Annotated in this window: 22 protein-coding genes; 13 read left to right on the forward strand and 9 right to left on the reverse strand. The window is 64.0% G+C overall.

Translation table 11 applies throughout. From position 1 onward, the window contains the following. Positions 1-453: 453 nt before the first annotated feature. From QM624_RS16180 to QM624_RS16190, 3 genes are all read left to right on the forward strand, one after another. A complete protein-coding gene (locus QM624_RS16180) occupies positions 454-1,191 on the forward strand; it encodes an OmpA family protein (protein ID WP_415093665.1) in 738 nt (245 codons plus the stop codon). Between the two features lie 892 nt (positions 1,192-2,083). Further along, positions 2,084-3,019 (forward strand): hypothetical protein, encoded by a 936-nt coding sequence (locus QM624_RS16185; RefSeq protein ID WP_415093667.1) that lies wholly within the window; start codon positions 2,084-2,086, stop codon positions 3,017-3,019. Next, positions 3,009-4,451 (forward strand): hypothetical protein, encoded by a 1,443-nt coding sequence (locus tag QM624_RS16190; RefSeq protein ID WP_415093669.1) that lies wholly within the window; start codon positions 3,009-3,011, stop codon positions 4,449-4,451. Before QM624_RS16185 ends, QM624_RS16190 begins: the two co-directional genes overlap by 11 nt. A gap of 18 nt (positions 4,452-4,469) precedes the next feature. Here the strand turns inward: QM624_RS16190 and QM624_RS16195 are convergent, their stop codons facing one another. Next, positions 4,470-5,114: an ABC transporter transmembrane domain-containing protein gene (locus tag QM624_RS16195; RefSeq protein WP_415093671.1), complete on the reverse strand. Its 645-nt coding sequence runs from the start codon at positions 5,112-5,114 to the stop codon at positions 4,470-4,472. 244 nt (positions 5,115-5,358) lie between these two features. Between QM624_RS16195 and QM624_RS16200 the strand changes: the two genes are divergently transcribed. Further along, positions 5,359-6,063: a TetR/AcrR family transcriptional regulator gene (locus QM624_RS16200; RefSeq protein ID WP_415093673.1), complete on the forward strand. Its 705-nt coding sequence runs from the start codon at positions 5,359-5,361 to the stop codon at positions 6,061-6,063. Continuing rightward, positions 6,060-7,274 (forward strand): MFS transporter, encoded by a 1,215-nt coding sequence (locus tag QM624_RS16205; protein ID WP_415093675.1) that lies wholly within the window; start codon positions 6,060-6,062, stop codon positions 7,272-7,274. Before QM624_RS16200 ends, QM624_RS16205 begins: the two co-directional genes overlap by 4 nt. Positions 7,275-7,453: 179 nt before the next feature. Here QM624_RS16205 and QM624_RS16210 read toward each other — a convergent pair whose 3' ends face one another. Both QM624_RS16210 and QM624_RS16215 read right to left on the reverse strand, forming a co-directional pair. Further along, the gene (locus QM624_RS16210; RefSeq protein ID WP_415093677.1) at positions 7,454-7,747 is read right to left on the reverse strand and encodes a hypothetical protein; all 294 of its coding nucleotides are present in this window, start codon (positions 7,745-7,747) and stop codon (positions 7,454-7,456) included. A 20-nt stretch (positions 7,748-7,767) separates the two neighbouring features. Continuing rightward, positions 7,768-8,088 (reverse strand): ArsR/SmtB family transcription factor, encoded by a 321-nt coding sequence (locus QM624_RS16215; RefSeq protein WP_415093679.1) that lies wholly within the window; start codon positions 8,086-8,088, stop codon positions 7,768-7,770. Between the two features lie 232 nt (positions 8,089-8,320). On the opposite strand from QM624_RS16215, the gene QM624_RS16220 reads away from it, so the two are divergent. Continuing rightward, positions 8,321-8,890 (forward strand): hypothetical protein, encoded by a 570-nt coding sequence (locus QM624_RS16220; RefSeq protein WP_415093681.1) that lies wholly within the window; start codon positions 8,321-8,323, stop codon positions 8,888-8,890. A gap of 156 nt (positions 8,891-9,046) precedes the next feature. On the opposite strand, the gene QM624_RS16225 is transcribed toward QM624_RS16220, so the two are convergent. The 6 genes from QM624_RS16225 to QM624_RS16250 all read right to left on the reverse strand — a co-directional run bounded on the left by QM624_RS16225 (position 9,047) and on the right by QM624_RS16250 (position 13,920). Then, positions 9,047-10,201: a tyrosine-type recombinase/integrase gene (locus QM624_RS16225; protein ID WP_415093683.1), complete on the reverse strand. Its 1,155-nt coding sequence runs from the start codon at positions 10,199-10,201 to the stop codon at positions 9,047-9,049. Further along, the gene (locus tag QM624_RS16230) at positions 10,185-10,571 is read right to left on the reverse strand and encodes a hypothetical protein (protein WP_415093685.1); all 387 of its coding nucleotides are present in this window, start codon (positions 10,569-10,571) and stop codon (positions 10,185-10,187) included. Before QM624_RS16230 ends, QM624_RS16225 begins: the two co-directional genes overlap by 17 nt. 254 nt (positions 10,572-10,825) lie before the next feature. Beyond that, positions 10,826-11,149: a DUF2283 domain-containing protein gene (locus QM624_RS16235; protein ID WP_415093687.1), complete on the reverse strand. Its 324-nt coding sequence runs from the start codon at positions 11,147-11,149 to the stop codon at positions 10,826-10,828. A 253-nt stretch (positions 11,150-11,402) separates the two neighbouring features. After that, positions 11,403-11,801: a DUF6941 family protein gene (locus tag QM624_RS16240; RefSeq protein ID WP_415093689.1), complete on the reverse strand. Its 399-nt coding sequence runs from the start codon at positions 11,799-11,801 to the stop codon at positions 11,403-11,405. 80 nt (positions 11,802-11,881) lie between these two features. Then, positions 11,882-13,378, reverse strand: a complete 1,497-nt coding sequence (locus QM624_RS16245) for an HIRAN domain-containing protein (RefSeq protein WP_415093691.1) — start codon at positions 13,376-13,378, stop codon at positions 11,882-11,884. A gap of 14 nt (positions 13,379-13,392) precedes the next feature. Beyond that, a complete protein-coding gene (locus QM624_RS16250) occupies positions 13,393-13,920 on the reverse strand; it encodes a helix-turn-helix domain-containing protein (RefSeq protein WP_415093694.1) in 528 nt (175 codons plus the stop codon). A 206-nt stretch (positions 13,921-14,126) separates the two neighbouring features. Between QM624_RS16250 and QM624_RS16255 the strand changes: the two genes are divergently transcribed. The 7 genes from QM624_RS16255 to QM624_RS16285 form a co-directional block, all read left to right on the forward strand. Continuing rightward, positions 14,127-14,384, forward strand: coding sequence for a helix-turn-helix domain-containing protein (locus QM624_RS16255; protein WP_415093697.1), 258 nt, complete (start codon positions 14,127-14,129; stop codon positions 14,382-14,384). Then, a complete protein-coding gene (locus tag QM624_RS16260) occupies positions 14,384-15,154 on the forward strand; it encodes a phage antirepressor (protein WP_415093699.1) in 771 nt (256 codons plus the stop codon). Before QM624_RS16255 ends, QM624_RS16260 begins: the two co-directional genes overlap by 1 nt. Next, complete coding sequence (locus QM624_RS16265; RefSeq protein ID WP_415093701.1) at positions 15,154-15,936, forward strand: hypothetical protein; 783 nt, start codon at positions 15,154-15,156, stop codon at positions 15,934-15,936. The genes QM624_RS16260 and QM624_RS16265 overlap by 1 nt, the downstream gene beginning before the upstream one ends. A gap of 115 nt (positions 15,937-16,051) precedes the next feature. Next, a complete protein-coding gene (locus QM624_RS16270; RefSeq protein ID WP_415093703.1) occupies positions 16,052-16,228 on the forward strand; it encodes a hypothetical protein in 177 nt (58 codons plus the stop codon). After that, a complete protein-coding gene (locus tag QM624_RS16275) occupies positions 16,225-16,626 on the forward strand; it encodes a hypothetical protein (protein ID WP_415093705.1) in 402 nt (133 codons plus the stop codon). The genes QM624_RS16270 and QM624_RS16275 overlap by 4 nt, the downstream gene beginning before the upstream one ends. Then, the gene (locus tag QM624_RS16280) at positions 16,623-16,814 is read left to right on the forward strand and encodes a helix-turn-helix domain-containing protein (RefSeq protein WP_415093707.1); all 192 of its coding nucleotides are present in this window, start codon (positions 16,623-16,625) and stop codon (positions 16,812-16,814) included. The genes QM624_RS16275 and QM624_RS16280 overlap by 4 nt, the downstream gene beginning before the upstream one ends. Before the next feature lie 50 nt (positions 16,815-16,864). Then, on the forward strand, positions 16,865-17,149 hold a 285-nt coding region (locus QM624_RS16285; protein ID WP_415093709.1), incomplete at its 3' end, for a hypothetical protein.

Raw genomic sequence — 17,149 nt, forward strand, 5'->3', positions numbered from 1 at the left:
AGCTCGGACGTCGTCGCTGCCCGCTCCAGCAACAGCGACACGATCTCGCGCCGGGTCTGTTCGAACAGCGCCCGGTACTGCCCGGCATCGGTCAGCTCCAACACCTCAGCAAGCGGATAGCCCGGAGCCCCCGCGACACCGTCAGCGGCTTCGCCCAAATCGTCGGCCATCCCCGTATGGTCGGCCACTCCCGACCATAAAGCAAGGGCCGCCCCAACCCCCCGTCATCCCAACGTCGTCGGCCCGACCCGGCGAGAGGGTCAGTGCGCTTCCAGAATCCGTGAAGCGGACAGCCTTACCCACCTTGCCGTTCATGTCTTTCGGATTCCAAGCGAACTCGTCCAGGAGCCTTCCATGTACTGCGGACAGAGCCCGAGCGGCCTCGCAGATGCGTCGGTCGTTGGTGGCAGAGTCAGCAGTTGCCATGGTGGGAAAGCTCGCGAAACTACACGGATGAATCGCGGTAGCTGGGCTCAGACTTGCCACCCATCACCGTTGGAATGCCGAGATTCGCGCCACCCCGTCCAAAGCCGCAAATCTCGCACACGCAAGCGGGCATCCGCATGCTACTGTGCGCCAACTACACGCTTTGCGAGGAACGGGGGGCCTGTGACCAAGCGTGGTTACTGCATTGCGATACTGCTGTCAAGCGCTGTCGTCGTCAGCCCGGGCTGTTCGGGTCCGCCGTCACCTTCGGTATCAGCCACTCATCCACCGCCGCCCGTGAGAACGGTTCCGCCTCCGCCATTGGGCCCTCCAGTCGTTTGGGAAGGCGCGCTTTCGAGTGATGCTCTCTTTGATTACAACAGTCATCAACTGCGACGTGACGCTTTGGCGACTCTAAGTGACACCTATCGGGTCGCCACGGGAAGGATCGCGTCGCGCGAAGCGCTGACCATCTTCACTCGGGGATACGCAGATGGCGTGGGGCCTGAGAACGACAATATGCGCCTCAGCGGCCGCCGAGCCGAGGCTGTTGCACAGAGACTCGAATCACTATTTCAAGGAGACCGAGGACGCCCTCGCTTGAAGGTTGTAGTGGTCAGCTGTGGCCAGACCGGAACTGTAAATGGACTGCAGTCGATACCAGGCAAGAACGAGCCGAGGCGTCGCGCCGTAGCGGTAGCAATCTACAAGGGCTCAGTTATTGAACATTTCCCCAACTTGAAGCGGGAGGCGCTGACGTGTTGAGGTACATCACGCGAGCTGTCTTGACCGCGCTCCTGCTGTTAGCAGTGGGATGCGGGCCACCACCAGCATTGCCAGACAGCGGGCCCGGTTGCCCACCGGCAGTCAATTCGGGTGAAGCGCCAACAGACGTCCTTCGGCTCGCAGTTCTGTTGCAACCACCGGACAATTCGGACAAAACCGCGGCGGAAATCGCTACGAATGTTCAAGACTGGCTAGCAGCCCATCTCGATTCAGCGGAAGCAATAGAGATCACGGGGTTAGTTTATGGCGGTGTTGGTGGGAGCGTTGAGAAGATGCCCTGCCTGGACCGAAGGCAGATCTATCTGCTTGCTCTAGACGATCCGACAGCGCAAACAGAAATGCGTCAGAAGTTCCTAAGGTCAATTTATCGGTCCGTTCGGTCCAGTGTTCGCTACCTGACGCCGTCGAAATACGCATCGGACCCGTTGTCGCTGCTCTGGGCGATTGGGCGCAACGAGAGTCCGCAAGAAGTGCTGCTTTGGAGTACTTTCTATACGCAAGGCGAAACAGATGATTGTCTCCGGGTCCCCAAGGGCGCCCCGGCCACCGAGGAAGAGGCGGGCAGGATCTTGTCAGCTTGCCCCGAGGGTAGAATGCCTCACATTGTGGGCGTTCAGCGAGTAACCTCTGTCGGTGTCGGCTGGGCTCCGTCGGCTGGCTCAATAGCCCAACGTAGTCGTGAGGCTGAGCTCTTTTCAAGACGACTAGGCCAACTCCTCTGCAGCCGGGTATTCGGACCGGCCACACAGTGTCTAGTGAAATAAACTTAGCAAGGAGGACCGGGTTGCCCGCAATAGAGGTGGGGACGATCGCTCAACGCATTTCTAAAATCGGAGGGTCGACTCCTTCGAGTAAAGAGGCCCAGAGGGGCATGCTTCGCGAAGCGGAGCAACTCGAAATGATTAATGCGGACAGCGTGGTCGATGTCACAAAGGCGGATCAAGAGGAACTAGTTCAATCTCGAGACCAGCGCAGAAGCCTGACGGAGGAACTGCGAGACGAGGATATCTCTAGATCTCGGAGATGGCGACAAGCAGGATTGGCCGAGAGATATGTGGTCTGGCATCTGGGTCGATGGCGATTTGTTGGATATATGTTTGGCGCTGGCCTTGATGCGTATATTTTTGCGAAGGCATACGGGTATGCGGAGGCGACCGTTCGGGGGCTCGATGGAGACTTAGCCTTGGGCATCGGGGCAGGTATCGGTCTCCTGGTGTTCTTCGTCGGTTTCATACTCGCGCGTATGATGAAATCTCAGGTAATGTACGCTGCCCAGCGCAAACTGTTGAAAGACCGCGGCCTGTTAGGCGCAAAGTCCCCTCTAGGCGGGGCGAAGAGCGCGGTTGATATAGAGAGCGACAATAGCCCTCTAGTTGCCGGCAGGATTGGGTGGATGATCCCTCTCGTTCTTTGGGCTATATTTCTAGGTCTAAGCTACGCGGGACTGACGATTCGGACGGCCTATGCATTCGCCCGCGCAGCCAGTGGCGGTGCAACTGACGGGCTGGCGATGAATCTAGTCCAGTCGCTGCACTGGCTGTCTTGGTATGCGCCGGCGCAATTTGGCATACTCATTCTTCAAACGCTGATTCCCCTGATTGTTGTTGCGCTGGAGGTGGTGATTTTTGATCCTCTCGAGCCGTCGAAGGTGCTTTGGCTTCAGCCTGGCCCTCTCAGCGCTTGGCGGGAGGCGCGTGCAAAGCGCCGTAGTGCTCGCCTGGCCGCTAGCGAGAAGGGTGTGAAAGATGCGATTAGAAGCCGGTATGTCTTCGAAGCTGAGGCGCTGAGGGCGATCCATGACGAATGATGTTCAGCCCAATTCAAAAGTTCCGCGACCGCGCGGCGCGCTGCGACGTTGGCTGGCGGTCCGTAAGGTCGATGGTCTCACCAAGACAGAACGCTCACACATTCTGGCCATTCTTGACGAATACGCTCTGAAGGCGCGCGACCAGATCCAAGACGGTGGTGCTGCTAGCTTTCTAGAAATCGGCCTCGTATCGTATTCCAGCTCGGCTATTGACTACGCGGAGACACAGTGTGCGGATGCTCAAGAGGCACTCGGCTCGCGGCGGGCGCTCAGGAGTAGGTGCGACCTTGCGTCGAAGCGACCGGCGCCGCCCGATCCCGACGCATTTGCTGTGGAGCCAGAGGAATCCCGCGATACCAAAGCCAAGCGCGAGAAGCTGGATGAGTTGAAATCGCAACTCGGCCCTTTATTGGAGCTTCGCGCCAGATTGAGCGGCACAACGGCGCTGACGCGAATGATGCATCCACGGCTCGTGAGCCTGGTCACTATCCTGTCGTCGATTTGTCAGGTATGGATTTTCGTGGCTCCTCTAATGGACGGTCGTTGGGAACTCTCATGGAGTTCGGTATTGCAGTTCCTCGGGAGTCTTATTTTTGCTTCAATCGCACCTGCCGTGGTATGGATTTCATCGTTGGCGATCGCGCGCGCCATGGATAGTAAACGGGCTGAGTCCGTGCGTGGAGGCTTAAGGGAGATTGATGCGGGCGTGTCACTGAATCTCCCGAGTGTAACCGACGTGGAGAATCCTGGAGTTGTCGAGAGATTTCGCCATGCTATTCCTCTCGAATGGATTGGCACCAGCATCCTGGCTGCGGCTCTACTGAGCTTCGTATCGCTGCTTCTGTTTGTAGGCGGTTGGCTTGCAGCAATCGGGATAGTCAATGGTGCGCCTCCGCAGGGCTTCGATGGTCCCATAAATGTGCTCGCAGTTTTGTTCACAATTATTCCAGCTGGCGTGGTTCTCGGGCATATCGGAGGGACGAATCAACTCCTTGATGACGTGGAAGCTGCTGAGCGCGAAGTAAAGGAGGCGGAGCTAGCCCTTCAAGAGGCGCGCGACGTGGACGCATCTCGTCACGCTTCTATTTTGCGTGGACTGATGAGGGATCGGCTGGCATACGATTCCGTGCGAGCTGAGATGGTTCGTGAATGGGAAGTTATGGATGCCGAGCTGGTAAAGTATAGGGAATTTCTCGGAGCCCGGGAGGAAGTGCTGGTAAGCAAATTTGTGGCTTCGTCATGGCGGATCGTGGCGATTGCACGCGGATTGAATGAGTATATTTCTCTGGCCTGCACGCCTGAGGAACATCAAACGTTTGTGGAGGGGCTCTCGGAGAGGACTGGGAGCGCGATAAGGGCGATTTTTGAAGGCGTGATAGCCGACATTGATAGCGAACTGGGCGTTCCCGCACCGTCGCTGGTATTGTCGTGAGCTAGGGCCGAATGAGGCTCAGCTAGCTGAGAACGACCAGGTCCCGGGTGAGAACTCCCACCATCCGCGATCCGTCGGGTACGGAGGAACGGTTCTTTTCGTGCCATTTCCGGCATCTGTACGCGTGAAGGGCGGTTGCCCGCACGCTGCAACTTGCTGACTTCGGCGGAACGAAGAGAACCGTCCCCCCGTTCCGAACAGGTAGACCAGGCCGATCACCGGGACCGCGATCGCGGTCAGCAGGTCCTGGATGGTGTGCGCCACCAGCTGATGCAGAGAGGTGACATCGCTCTCAACGAGCTTGCGCACCGTGCCCGACGAGCGCTGATCGAACCAGCCCAACGGCAATCGCTGCAGATGCCGGACGATCCGCTGCCGCAGCGACAACTGCAGCCGTCCGTCGGCGAAATGCCCGACGGCGCCGGCCCCGAACGCGGACGCGGCACTGACGAACAGCGCCACCACCGCGACGATCACGATCGTCCAGACCCGGCCGGCGTCGACCGGCCCACCGTCGATCGCGGGCAGCAGCGTCCGCGCCAACTCGACGATCGCGATGAACGGCACGACGCTGCTCGCCGCCCCGATCAGGCTCAGCGTGACGATCGCGGCAAGACTCCCCCGCACCGGCGCGAAGAACGACTCCTGCGGTCCTTGGCTCATCCCGTCCCACCCCTCCCATCGACTGAATTGAGAACCATTATCTTCAGGTAGTGTGAACACTGTTCTAATCTGTCCGCGAGACGAGATCAAGCCAGCGGCTGACTTGTCGAACTCGGCCACCGCTGGTCGAGCTTGTCGAGACCACCTCCGCCGTTGGTCGAGCTTGTCGAGACCCTGGTGGGCGACCGACGGGGGTTTCGACAAGCTCAACCGGCGGTGGTTGAGCCAGCAGGAAGGAGAGCTGATGAGTGACACCGTCACCGCGCCGTTCCACGTCGGCCTGACACCGGAGCGCGTGGTTGATGCCGCCGTGGAGCTGACCCGCGAGTCACATCTGATGAGCTGGTCGATCCGCGACCTGGCCGGACGGCTCGGGATTGCGCCCTCGGTGATCTACCACCATGTCGGCGGCAAGGATCTGCTCTGCCGCCGGGTCGTCGAACGCGCTCTCGTCCGGATCGAACTGCCCGACCCCGCACTGCCGTGGCAGGAGTGGTACCGGACGCTCCTCTACTCCATTCAGCCGCTCGCCACCGAGTTTCCGGGGGTGGCGAAGTGGATGCTGATGCACGGCCCGACCATCCCCCCGGTGCTTCCGGTGATCGAAGCCGGGATGGAGATCCTGCGCCGGGCCGGTTTCGGCGAGCGCACCCATCTCGCCTACGCGCTGTTGCTGAACAACGCGATGCTGACCATTTCGATGGGTGACGATCGCCGACAACACGAGGGGGACGGCCCCCGCGATCACGCCACCATGATGGTCGAGTTCGCCCAGCTGCCGACCGCCTCGGACGACGTCCGCGCGATGGGCAGCGAATTCCTGCGTCCGTTCGCCGAGGGCGGCGACACCGCGGCACAAATGCGCACCGCCTACTACCGGTTCACCGTCGACACCACCATCGCCGGGCTGGCCGCCACTCTCGATCTGACCGGAGACCCCACGACATGACCACAGCAGATCCCACGACCACCGTGCGTCCGCAGATCGGGCTACTGCTCAGCTCCGTGTTCCTGGTCTACCTCGGTCAGATGACGCTCAACCCGATCATCGCGCCACTGTCCCGCGAGGTCGGCCTGGCCGAATGGCAGATCGGCGTCACGATCAGTGCGGCCGCGGTCATGCTTGTGCTGACCAGCCAGTCCTGGGGACGCCGCTCGCAGGCCTGGGGCCGCAAACCCGTCCTGATCGCGGCGTTTGCACTTGCCACCGCAACAATGACGGCGTTCGCACTGGTCGCCTGGCTGGGCATGACCGGCGTTCTGACCGGCACCGGATTGTTCGTGCTGTTCATACTGCTGCGCGGCGTCGCCTTCGGGTCGGCGATCGCCGCTGTCCCGCCGACCGCACAGGCCTACATCGCCGACGTCACCAGTGACGAGCAGACCCGGGTGAAGGGCATGGCCGGCATCGGGGCGGTGCAGGGCGTGGCGATGATCGGCGGATCCGTGGTCGGCGGGCTGCTGGCCGCGTTCGGGCTGATCGTCCCGCTGATCGCCGTTCCGGTGTTGCTGGCCATCGGACTGGTACTACTCGGCGTCCGGCTGCGTCGCGAGACCCGCACCGAACTCGTCGAGCAGCCGGCCCGGATCAGCCCGCTGGACTCGCGGGTGTGGCCGTTCCTGCTGGCCGGTTTCGGCATGTTCACCGCGCTCGGCTTCATTCAGGTGATCACCGGCTTCATCGTCCAGGACCGACTCGGCCTCGACGGCCAGACCACCGGTTTGGTCACCGGCGGTGCGCTGCTGGCCGCCGGGGTGGGCATGGTGCTGGCGCAGGGGGTGATCGTGCCGCGCAGCGGCTGGGCACCGCAGAAACTGTTGCGGGTCGGCACGATGGTCGCGCTCGTCGGCTTCGCCACCCTCATTCCGGACGCCGGCGCGGCCGTGCTGTTCGTCGCGATCCTGCTGATCGGGTTGGGCCTCGGCGTCGCCATGCCCGGGTACACCGCCGGCCCGTCGCTGCTGATGCGGCGCGAGGAACAGGGCGGCCTGGCCGGACTGATCGGCGCCACCAACGGGCTCACCTTCGTGATCGCCCCCACCCTTGGCACCGCGCTGTACGGAGTCTGGCCGCTGCTGCCGATCATCCTCGGCACGGCCGTGATGGCCATCGTGGCGGCGTTCGTCCTGCTGCATCCACGGTTCCGGCGCGGTCGGTGAAGGCCCGCGGCAGGGCACGTCCGGTCTGACGACGACTGCTCGGCGAACCCGAAACGTGGTTGGCCGACGGTCGAGTTGCCGGATCAGATCTCGTCGAGGATCTCGTCAATCGTTGGTCGAGCTCGTCGAGACCCACGTCAAACCAGGGTTCGACGAGCTCAACCAGCGAGGACGACTACTCAGTGCTCGTCGTAGTGATCGCCATGGACGGCGTGGCGATGCCCGTCGTGCACATAGTCGACATGGTCACCGTGCTGCACGGACTCGTGACCGCAGTCGTCACCATGGGTGTGGTCGGCCGGGGCATGCTCAGCCTTGGCCTCGTGCTCGTCGTAGTGATCCTCGTGCGCGGCGTGCCGGTGGCCGTCGTGCAGGTAATCCACATGGTCGCCGTGCTGCACCTCCTGATGGCCGCAATCGGCGCCGTGGGCGTGCTCGGCCTGGGTGTGCTCAGCCGTATCGTGCTGGGTCATGAAGGCTCCCTTCCTGGAGTTCAGTCGTCCGTCTCTGGTTCGAGAACGGGTTCCTGGACGTGGGCGAGGGCGTCCGCGATGACGTGGGTGACGTGCCGGTCGGCAAGGCGGTAGGTGACCTCCTTGCCGGAACGGCTGGCGGCCACCAGGCCACCCTGGCGCAGCGTGCGCAGATGCTGGGAAACCAGCGGCTGCGAAAGTCCCGTTGCTGCGGTCAGCGCTCCCACGGTTCGCGGCTCCTCACCGATCAGCCTGAGCAACAACAACCGCGACTCGTTGCCGAGCACCTTGAACAGTTGCGCCGCCGCAGCCAGACCGGCTTCCGCGTCCATGGACTCCATGTCACCACACCTATTAGAAGATTGCAATATGTTTATACATGACAACGATTCTCACTGCCGGCAACTATTCCATCGCCTCGCGCCACCAGCACCGAACCGGCCCAGCTGGGAGAAGAGTGGTCTGCCTGAGCATCACCGGTTGACAGGGTCCTGACAGCCCCGGGCCAGGGCAACCCCAGAGAGCGCAGGGATGGTCGATTCCACCTACCACCGAGTACGAGGAGTTCCCATCGTGTCCCGTTCGACCAAAGTCGCCGTGGCCTCCACCGCTGCCGGCCTGCTGGCCCTCGGCGGCGGCCTCAGCATCGCCGGCCAGGCGGCCGCCGACCCGACCACCTCCCCGTCGTCCAGCCCATCGGCGTCGCCGTCGAACCCGGGCCCCGGCAAGGGCGGCCACCGCGGCGGCCCGGGACGCGGCTCCCATGACTCCGACCTGGCCGAGAAGCTGGCGGAGAAGCTCAACGTCGACCAGCCCAAGGTCACTGAGGCCCTGAAGGCCGTCCGGGAGGCGAACAAACCCACCTCGCGTCCGCCCACCGGAGCCAGCCCGTCCGAACGGCCGAGCCGGCCGGACCCGGCCACCCGCGACGCGGCGCAGGCCAAAGGACTTGCAGAGAAGCTCGGCGTCGCCGAGGCCACTGTGACCAAGGCTCTGGAGGAGATTCGCGCCGAACAGCAGACCGAGCGGGCAGCCGCGCTGAAGAGCCGGCTGGACGCTGCAGTCAAGGCGGGCACCCTGACCCAGGCCGAGGCGGACGCCGTCACCAAGGCTGTCGAGAAGGGTGTGATCGGCGGCCGCTGAGCGCCGGTCCCTCAGCGCACGCATCCAGATTCGCTCAGGTCCAGCCATCGTTGGTCGAGCTTGTCGAAACCCCTTGCCAGAAAGGTCTCGATAAGCTCGACCGGCGAGGTCACAGTTGGGGGACGAGTCGGCCGATAAGCCGGATATCCCTACTTGTCAGCTCTCACTAGGGGTGATGCCTTCGCCCGGTCCCTGTGCGGTCCCGGTCAGAATCGCTGAGGCCCCGAACGTGGCCTCGATCGTCGCCGTGGCGCGCTCCTGGTCGGTGGGCCAGAGATGCGCATAGGTACCGAGCGTTTCGGCCGGGTCCGCATGCCCGAGGCGCTCAGCCACCAGCGTGACCGACAACCCGGCGGCGATCAAGAGGGAGGCGTGGAAGTGGCGCAGCATGTGCCATCCATTCCTGGGCGGCAGATCCAGGCCGGCGGAGCCCTGGCGCCAGACGTCGCCGGCCGTCGACCTGGAAACCGGTGACCGGTAGCGCGTGCTGAACACCAGACCGCCCGGGCCGGGACCGAACTCCTTAAGGTGCTGCTCGATCGCCGCCACAACGGTCGGCCCGATCGGCACTCGCCGCACCGACGCATCGCTCTTCGGCGGGCCGAACATCGGACGCCGACCGTTCGACCCGACCAGCTGCCGATCGACCTGCAGCACATCCCCGACGCGATCCTCGGTGAGCCCACGCAGCTCGCCCGACCGCAGGCCGGAGCCGGCGTCGACTATCACCATCGCGCGGTACCGCTTCGGCACCCTGCTCACGATGTGTTCGACCTGGGCGACCGTGAGAGGAACGACCTTCTCGGCCGACAACGCGGGCAGCCGCACGCCCTTCACCGGCTTTTCGAGGATCCCGTCATCAACGGCCATGGTGAGCATGCTGGAGATATGCGACCATGCCACCCGGGCCCGGGCCGCGGAGTAGCCGGCGTTGACCCAGCCATTGACGACATCCTGCAGCTGCTGCCGCTCAATGTCGGCCACCGTCAGCCCGCCGAGGGTGGGCAGGATCAGCACGTTCAGCGTCGAGGAGACTGTGGCCTTGGTTCCAGGCCGGTGGTGCAGCTGCGAGGCCTGCCAACGCTTGGCCAGCTCTGCGAACGTCTCCGTGGACGCCGGACGTCGCAGCAGCCCGAGCTGCTGCTCGGCGAGGAAGCTGGCCGCGGCGTCCTTGTTCGGGAAGCTCTTCGATCGTTGCCCGGTCGGTGTCTCCCAGCGGACCTGCCAGCGCAGGCCCTTGCCCCAGCGGTCACTGCGGACCTTGCGGCCATTCGGGCCGGGCTGCATCCAGCGGTCACGGATGTGTCCCATGATGATCCTCGTCGACGTCGTGGTGAGCGAGCCGGCCACGCAGGTAGCGCAGCTCGGCGGGGCGTAGGTGCGTGAGGCGAGCACGCAGGGTCGGGATATCGATCCAGAGCTCGTCGGCCGCCTCGGACTCGTGCCGTGCCCACGCGAGGGCCTCGCCGAGTGCGTGCAGGTCGACGAGCTTCCGGGCCGCCGCGGCGTTCACCGCCGCCTCCTCTTTGACCTTTGCGTGACGCGGGAACGGGCCGCGGTGGACGTGCTCGAGTTCGTGGGCGAGAGCTGACCGACGTTCGACCTGAGTTAGGCGTCGGTCCATCAGGATCTGACGGGCCGCCCAGTGACACTCGGCACGGACGCCGCGCGGCAGGGTCACGAATCGGATAGTCCACTCAGCCAGGCGGCCGAGTTCACGCCAAGGGTGGTACACCCCTACGAATGTAATCGAACATTCGTTTTAATCCATCCGGCGAGGGTCACCCCTAGGGGTGACTAACGGTTTCACGCCACCCGGTCTCTGCTGAGCTCGTTGCTGGAGCTGCGTCCGCTCCAATTCGTGGCGGAACGCCCGCAACCGCGAACTGGGGTCGAGTGAGATCGTCGCGAACCCGCGAAGCAACGCCCTGATGGTCAGCACTTCACCGAGTGCCAGTCGGAAACCGGCGCCGATGTGGCCACCGTTGAAGCCTGGCGAGCGGTGAAGCTGGTCACTGATGGGCGCACTCTCAAGAGCGCCTCCACAGAGTCCTGCGGGACGTGGAACTCCCGCGTTAGACGGTCGACCGGCAGATCAACATCCAACTCGATGACCTCCACGCCGACCACCATGCCGAACTCATCCAGGTCGACAAGAACCCCCGGAGCGATCTGCTCTGTCCTCACCACGGGCTTGTCGCTGACCCAGAGGTAGGCGACATCAGCGTTGAAGTCAACCTCGATACGTAGTCCAGCCATACCTCAATCCTTCCACGCCGCGGACTTAACTACTACGGTTTTCCCAGGTTTCGGTGGCCATGGCGCCACAACCCACACCTTGAGCAGCCGACCATCAACCTTCGCTTCAAGCCTCACACTGTCCTGCGAGGGGTCATTATGCGTCGATGTCGGCCCTGATAGAACAACCTCCAGGTGTTCGTGCTTAATCCCTCGCTGGTCCATCCGGGCGTAAGTGTGCTGACCGCACCGGTATGGCGGCACCTCCACCGCTTCACTCTCCTGGCGAGGGATGCGAGATCGTGACGATCAACGTGCGGACGGTGACGTTGTCGATGCTGATCTCGACCACGTACTCGCCCTGTTCGCTCACCACGGTCGTGTTCAACGCGAACAGGACGTGCCGACGGGTGTCTGCGTACGTCGTCGGCTCCTCGGCTCGCACGTGCGTGACAAAGTCGAGGCGGCCGCCTGACGGCGATCTGAACGCGACGGTGAGATCAGCCTCGTACGGTTCCGACATGAAGCGGATCCGTCCCGCGACCGCGAGCGGCACGCCAGCGCCAGGGTCCGCGATCAGCCTCAGGAAGCTCGCGTTGAGCGCCGTCAAGGTGCCGTCAGGATCCACCCTCGCAAACTGGGCGAGGTAGGCGTAGTCCAGCTCAACTGTCACGATCCCATATCCGTTCTCTCAGTACTGCGCTGGAGCCGGCAGCACGAACACACCCTGCTGGCGCTCTCATACCTTCATCCTCAGTTACTCCACGTCGGCGGCAGATCATGGTCGGAGTGTCTGACTATCTCTCCTGTGGGCGCGAGGTGTGTGCCGATCCAGTCGGGGTCGAGGTCAGCAGATCTCGCGGCATCGAGCACGACATCCGCCTTGGCGGCGTTACCCGCAACAACGGCTCGACAGGCAACTACCTTCTTGGCGGCTTCGCCGGAGCGAACGATCGGCAGGAAATGGTCCGACATGGTCGGGCTGAGCACACCTACTGATTGCCCACCGATCTGCACGGCCACACGACAACGAGTGGATCGACCCACGAGCGCCTGTTCGTGCAGGGTGGCGACAACCTGAACCTCCGCCCGCCGGCCGAGGATGCTGGTCAGCGTGTCAAGGAACGCCTCCTCGCCTGTCACCTGAACCTTGCTGCCGTGTGGCAGCACTGCGTGATCGCCGGCGGGGAGCGGCATTGGCGGCCAAATCAGATCAGGAGGCGGTGCCTTGATTGTCACTCGACTTCGGATCGTCCCAAGGTCATCCACTGCCCACACTCGCGCCCGCACTGGTACGTGCGCATGCTGGGCGTCAGCCTTCTTCACTGCAGCCCGATATCGACGCGCCTCGCTGATGGGTAGCGTTCCGACAGTCTGGTCTTCAATGACCACGAGGATCGTCGAGGTGTCGATCGAGAGGTCTGGGTCCGGCAGTGCAAGCACGCCTGGGATCTCGACAAGCTCGGAGCCGCGCTCGTAGCCGTCGTCGCCTGCGATCGTGACGCCGCAAGCGGCGAACACCGCGGTGATATTGCTGCGACGGAGCGCCTCGCCTTCCACCTCGATCACTTCCGAGAGCCGCCCCCACGCGGTCAACGAGGTGGGCCAGAGCATCGGGAAGTCGTCGTCGGCCTGGTCGTCGCCCGCATCAAGACCCGGCGCGTAGGCCTGCGGAACCAGGACGGCGCAGCGGCCAGCGCCGTCGGTCCTAGCCTCGACGGCCACCCGGCTGACTCGACCGATATCCATATGGGTGGCGACGGTGATGGCGTCGTCGGCGCGGATATAGCCGGTCATTCGCGGCGGCATACCGACCCACACGGCGACAGCATTCAGGTCGTGGCTATTGTGCGGTTCTCGGCGAAGCTCGGCGGGGTGCGCTCCCGGGCGTAGGTATCGCATGCCGTTGTGGTACCCAAGCCCAACCACAGCCAGCCCGACCACGCCGACCCCCGGCGTTGCGCGCGGATCCCGTTCGGCTTGAGTCGTCACAGGTACATTCCCGGCCACCCAGGGAGGGGCGGCGTACCGCACTCCAGTGCCAACAGGCGGGATGAGTTGCTGGGCCGTCGGTCGACCCGCAAGGGTTCGCTGACGCTCACCGTTCCGCCAGATGAGTACTGCGATGGAGCTAACCACCCAGGTCAACGCTGCGGCGTCGGGAATCCAGCCGCCAAACAAGATGCCGTTGACCAGCAGCAGGAGAAGCACGGTCACCCACCAGGGCTTCTCGATGATGAACCGCTTCATACTTCCGTGCCTTACTACTCCTCGCCCCGCTCACCATCGTCGGGGTCTTGCTCGTCACTCGTCTGGCCGCGGCCGTCGGCCGCCTGATCGACCGGCTGGCCGCCCTCAATCAGCCGCTTCCGCCTGAGGTCGCGGACGCGCGTCCCGCGCGGGTACGACCCCGGCGGGAAGCTGGTGGCAACGTCGACATCCGCGCCGACTGGGTGCGCCAGTTCGGCGTCGCGCCGCAACTGCACGATCCGGTAGCCAAGCTCGGCCAACAGCTCCTCGTCGGTCGCTTCGCGCAGACTCGGCGTCTCCCGTCCGCGGTCTCCCGGCGTCGCCGGCTCGGGATCTTCTCCAGCGTCCACGAGAGTGCCAGGCGTCAGGCCCAAGGCACCCTCGATCCTGGCGAGGGTGCGTCGAGACGGATTCACGGTCCTGCCCGACAGGAAGTCGCTGATCGTGTTCTTGTTGATTCCTGTCGCCTCGACCAGGTCCGACTGATTCCAACCTCGCTCGGCGAGGTGGACAGCAACCCTGCGCCTTGCGTCCTCTGTCATTGGTGCATCCCATGCCGTCGATGGTGGTGGGCTGCCGCGAGAAACATCAAGGCGGCCTTCGGTCAGCCTAGGGCACAAAATCCGGGAAAACACGCGGGTAGTTACGTGGGTGTACCGGTGGCTCACTAGGTGTTTCGATAGAACTCAGGACTGTTTCCTAGTTCCTCCCTTGCGTGTTCCTAGTTGTATCCCGTACAGTCTGGGACATGCCCGTAACTGTTCCCACCTCGGATGGACTCAATCCGGAAGACATCCGGATCGGCGCCACTGTCAAGGCGCTCCGTGAGGCCCGTGGTTTCACTCAGGACCAGCTCGCGAACGCCGCGCTGTTGTCCCGCCCGTACCTCGCCAACATCGAGACCGGCCGGAAGCGGCCTTCGATGAAGGCGATCGCCCGCCTCGCCGCGGCTCTCACCGTCCCGCAGGTCGCGTTGATCGCTCAGCCCGCCGAGGCGGTGGCGTGATGAGTGCTGATCTGGTCCCGTTCGTGTACGGCGAGCATCCCGTGCGCACTCTGTCGATCGACGGCGAGCCCTGGTTCGTTCTCGCTGATCTCGCCCGCGTCCTTGGAATCGCGTCCACGGCTCGGCTCGCATCACGCCTGGATGAGGGTGTGCGTCTGACGCACACCCTTGAGACCGCCGGCGGTCGCCAGCAGATGACCATCGTGTCTGAGGCGGGCATGTATGAGGTGGTGATCCGGTCCGATAAGGCTGAGGCGGTCGCGTTCCGGCGTTGGATCACCAGTGAGGTGTTGCCGGCGATCCGGAAGCACGGCGGCTACCTGACTCCGGAGCTCACCGAGCAGGTCCTGACTGACCCGGACACGATCATCCGGCTCGCGACCGATTTGAAGGCTGAGCGTGCTCGTCGTGCCGAGTTGGAAGCCAAGGCGAAGGCTGATGCGCCGAAGGTGCTGTTCGCTGATGCGGTCGCGACGTCGAAGACGACGATCCTCGTTGGCGAGTTGGCGAAGATCCTGCGCGGTAACGGTGTCGAGATCGGTCAGCAGCGTCTGTTCGCGGATCTGCGGCGTGACGGCTACCTGATCCGGCGTGAGGGCACCGATTGGAACATGCCGACTCAGCGGGCGATGGAACTCGGCTTGTTCCGCATCAAAGAGACCGCGATCACTCATTCGGATGGTCATGTGACGGTGTCGAAGACGCCGAAGGTGACGGGCAAGGGTCAGCGGTATTTCGTTGAGCGCTACCTGAGGTCGGAGGTGGCGTGATGACCGACTACTCGGCGGATGCCATCAACTCGTTGGCTCGCGCGATCGATCACCACTCGGCCGCGATCCGTTCGCTGCTCGATCTGCATCAGAGCAACGGCGGCAGTCACCTCAAGGACCGGCTCAACGCAATCGAAGGCCGCCTTGACCGAGCCTCGGTGAACCCGATCGCTTCGGTGCGAATCGGCCTGCGTGACTCAGATGTCGTACCCGCGGCCGCGCAGGATCTCTCGGACATCGGCCGCGGAGTGTCCGTCGAGGGCGACGGCGAGGGCACGGATCCCGTACCAGATCGCGTCGTACTCGATTTCGAGAGATTCCCCAACGCTGGTAGCGGCTTTGCTGCGGCTGCTGGCGCACAGCTCAAGGTTGGTGAAGACCTGGCTATAGGTGGGCTTGCTCACGATGACTCCTCTACTTCTGGCGGCGCGGGAACGCCGCTGGACCACACAGTAGGGGCCCCTGGGCGTCCGGGTGACGACTTCTCCCCGGACGCCCTGGAGGGGGCGGCCGCACCATGGTGTGCCTGGTGCCACGACCGGCGAGCATCCCGGCTCGTCAAGGCCGGTCCGGCGTGGGCGGTCTGCGAACCGTGCGCTGAGCGCCGCGAGCTGCTGGTGGGATCGCGCGAAGAGTTCGTCATCACTCACCCGAAGGTCGATCCCAACGACGAGGACTGCTGCATGGAGGGGCTTTCCTCGCTGGTCGATGCCGAGAAGGCCGCGCATCGTGGTGAACGCATCTGGCGGCGCGTGGTCACCGCGTGGCGGGAGGTGGCCTGATGATCTGGCTTCACCTCGACATCCCGACCCTGACGAACAGCGGCGGCGTGGTCCTTCTGCCGGTCATCGTCGGCGTCCTGGTGGTGCTCGCCCACATGCGTGATCGGGGCCGGTCGTGACCGAACTGAGCTTCTGCGGATTCGCCGGCTGCAAGGTGCCCACCAGGCAGCGGATGACCCTCACCAGCGACGGCGTGGCGATCGTCGATCGCCCGATCTGTGACCGGCACCTTGCCTATGAGTTCCCACTACTCGCGGGCACCTCGCTGATCGTCACCAAGGCCAAGTCATGAACGCCCTAGACAAGGTCATCGCGGGCGCTGGCGTGGCTGGATTCATTGCCGGCGTCGCGATCGCGGCCGGACCGTTCCTGCCGGTTGACGCCCGCCAGGTGCTGGACGGCGCGGGCGGGCAGCAGGTCGGCATCGTCGTCACGGATGACCCGGCGCTGAACTGTGCGGCGCATGTGCGGGGCGGCTGTTTCCGGCCGGCGACGCCGAACACCATCTACGTCGCCACCAGCCTCCACGGCGCCGCGCTCCGATACGTCGTGCTGCACGAGTACTCGCACGTCAGGCAGCACGCCGCGGGTCGGCCGCTCGATGAGTGCGAGGCCGACCGGATGGCTGTCGACGCTGGCGCCGACCCCAGCCGGGCCCACTATCTGCCGACCTGCGGGGGTGCGTCATGACCGCCGAAACGATGCCGGCAGATGTCGCCTGGTTCACCGCGAAGCAGGTCGCCGAGCACTTCCAGCTGCCGGAGTCGACCGTGCAGCGAAAGATCCGCAAAGGCGAGATCCGCGCGAAGAACTTCGGCACCGACCGATGCCCGCGCTACCGAATCAGCCGCCGTGAGCTGCGGCGCCTCGAAGCCTAAAGCCGAACCAACTCACCTACATCACCAACGCTCAAGGGGGGCGGATTTCAATGACCCAGAGAACGGTCAGAGACCAGCAGGGACTTAATGCGGCACTCGCCGACAAGGCCATCGACCTGATCATCATCAAGAGCCCGAGAGGTATCTGGCTCACCATCGATTCCAACGGCATCCACTCGGCCACCGTCCGGGCGTCGGGCTCGGCCACCGTCCGGGCGTCGGGCTCGGCCACCGTCGAGGCGTGGGGCTCGGCCACCGTCGAGGCGTCGGGCTCGGCCACCGTCCGGGCGTCGGGCTCGGCCACCGTCGAGGCGTGGGGCTCGGCCACCGTCGAG

Origin of the sequence: Micropruina sp. (assembly GCF_047606365.1) — a bacterium.
Classification (GTDB): domain Bacteria; phylum Actinomycetota; class Actinomycetes; order Propionibacteriales; family Propionibacteriaceae; genus Micropruina.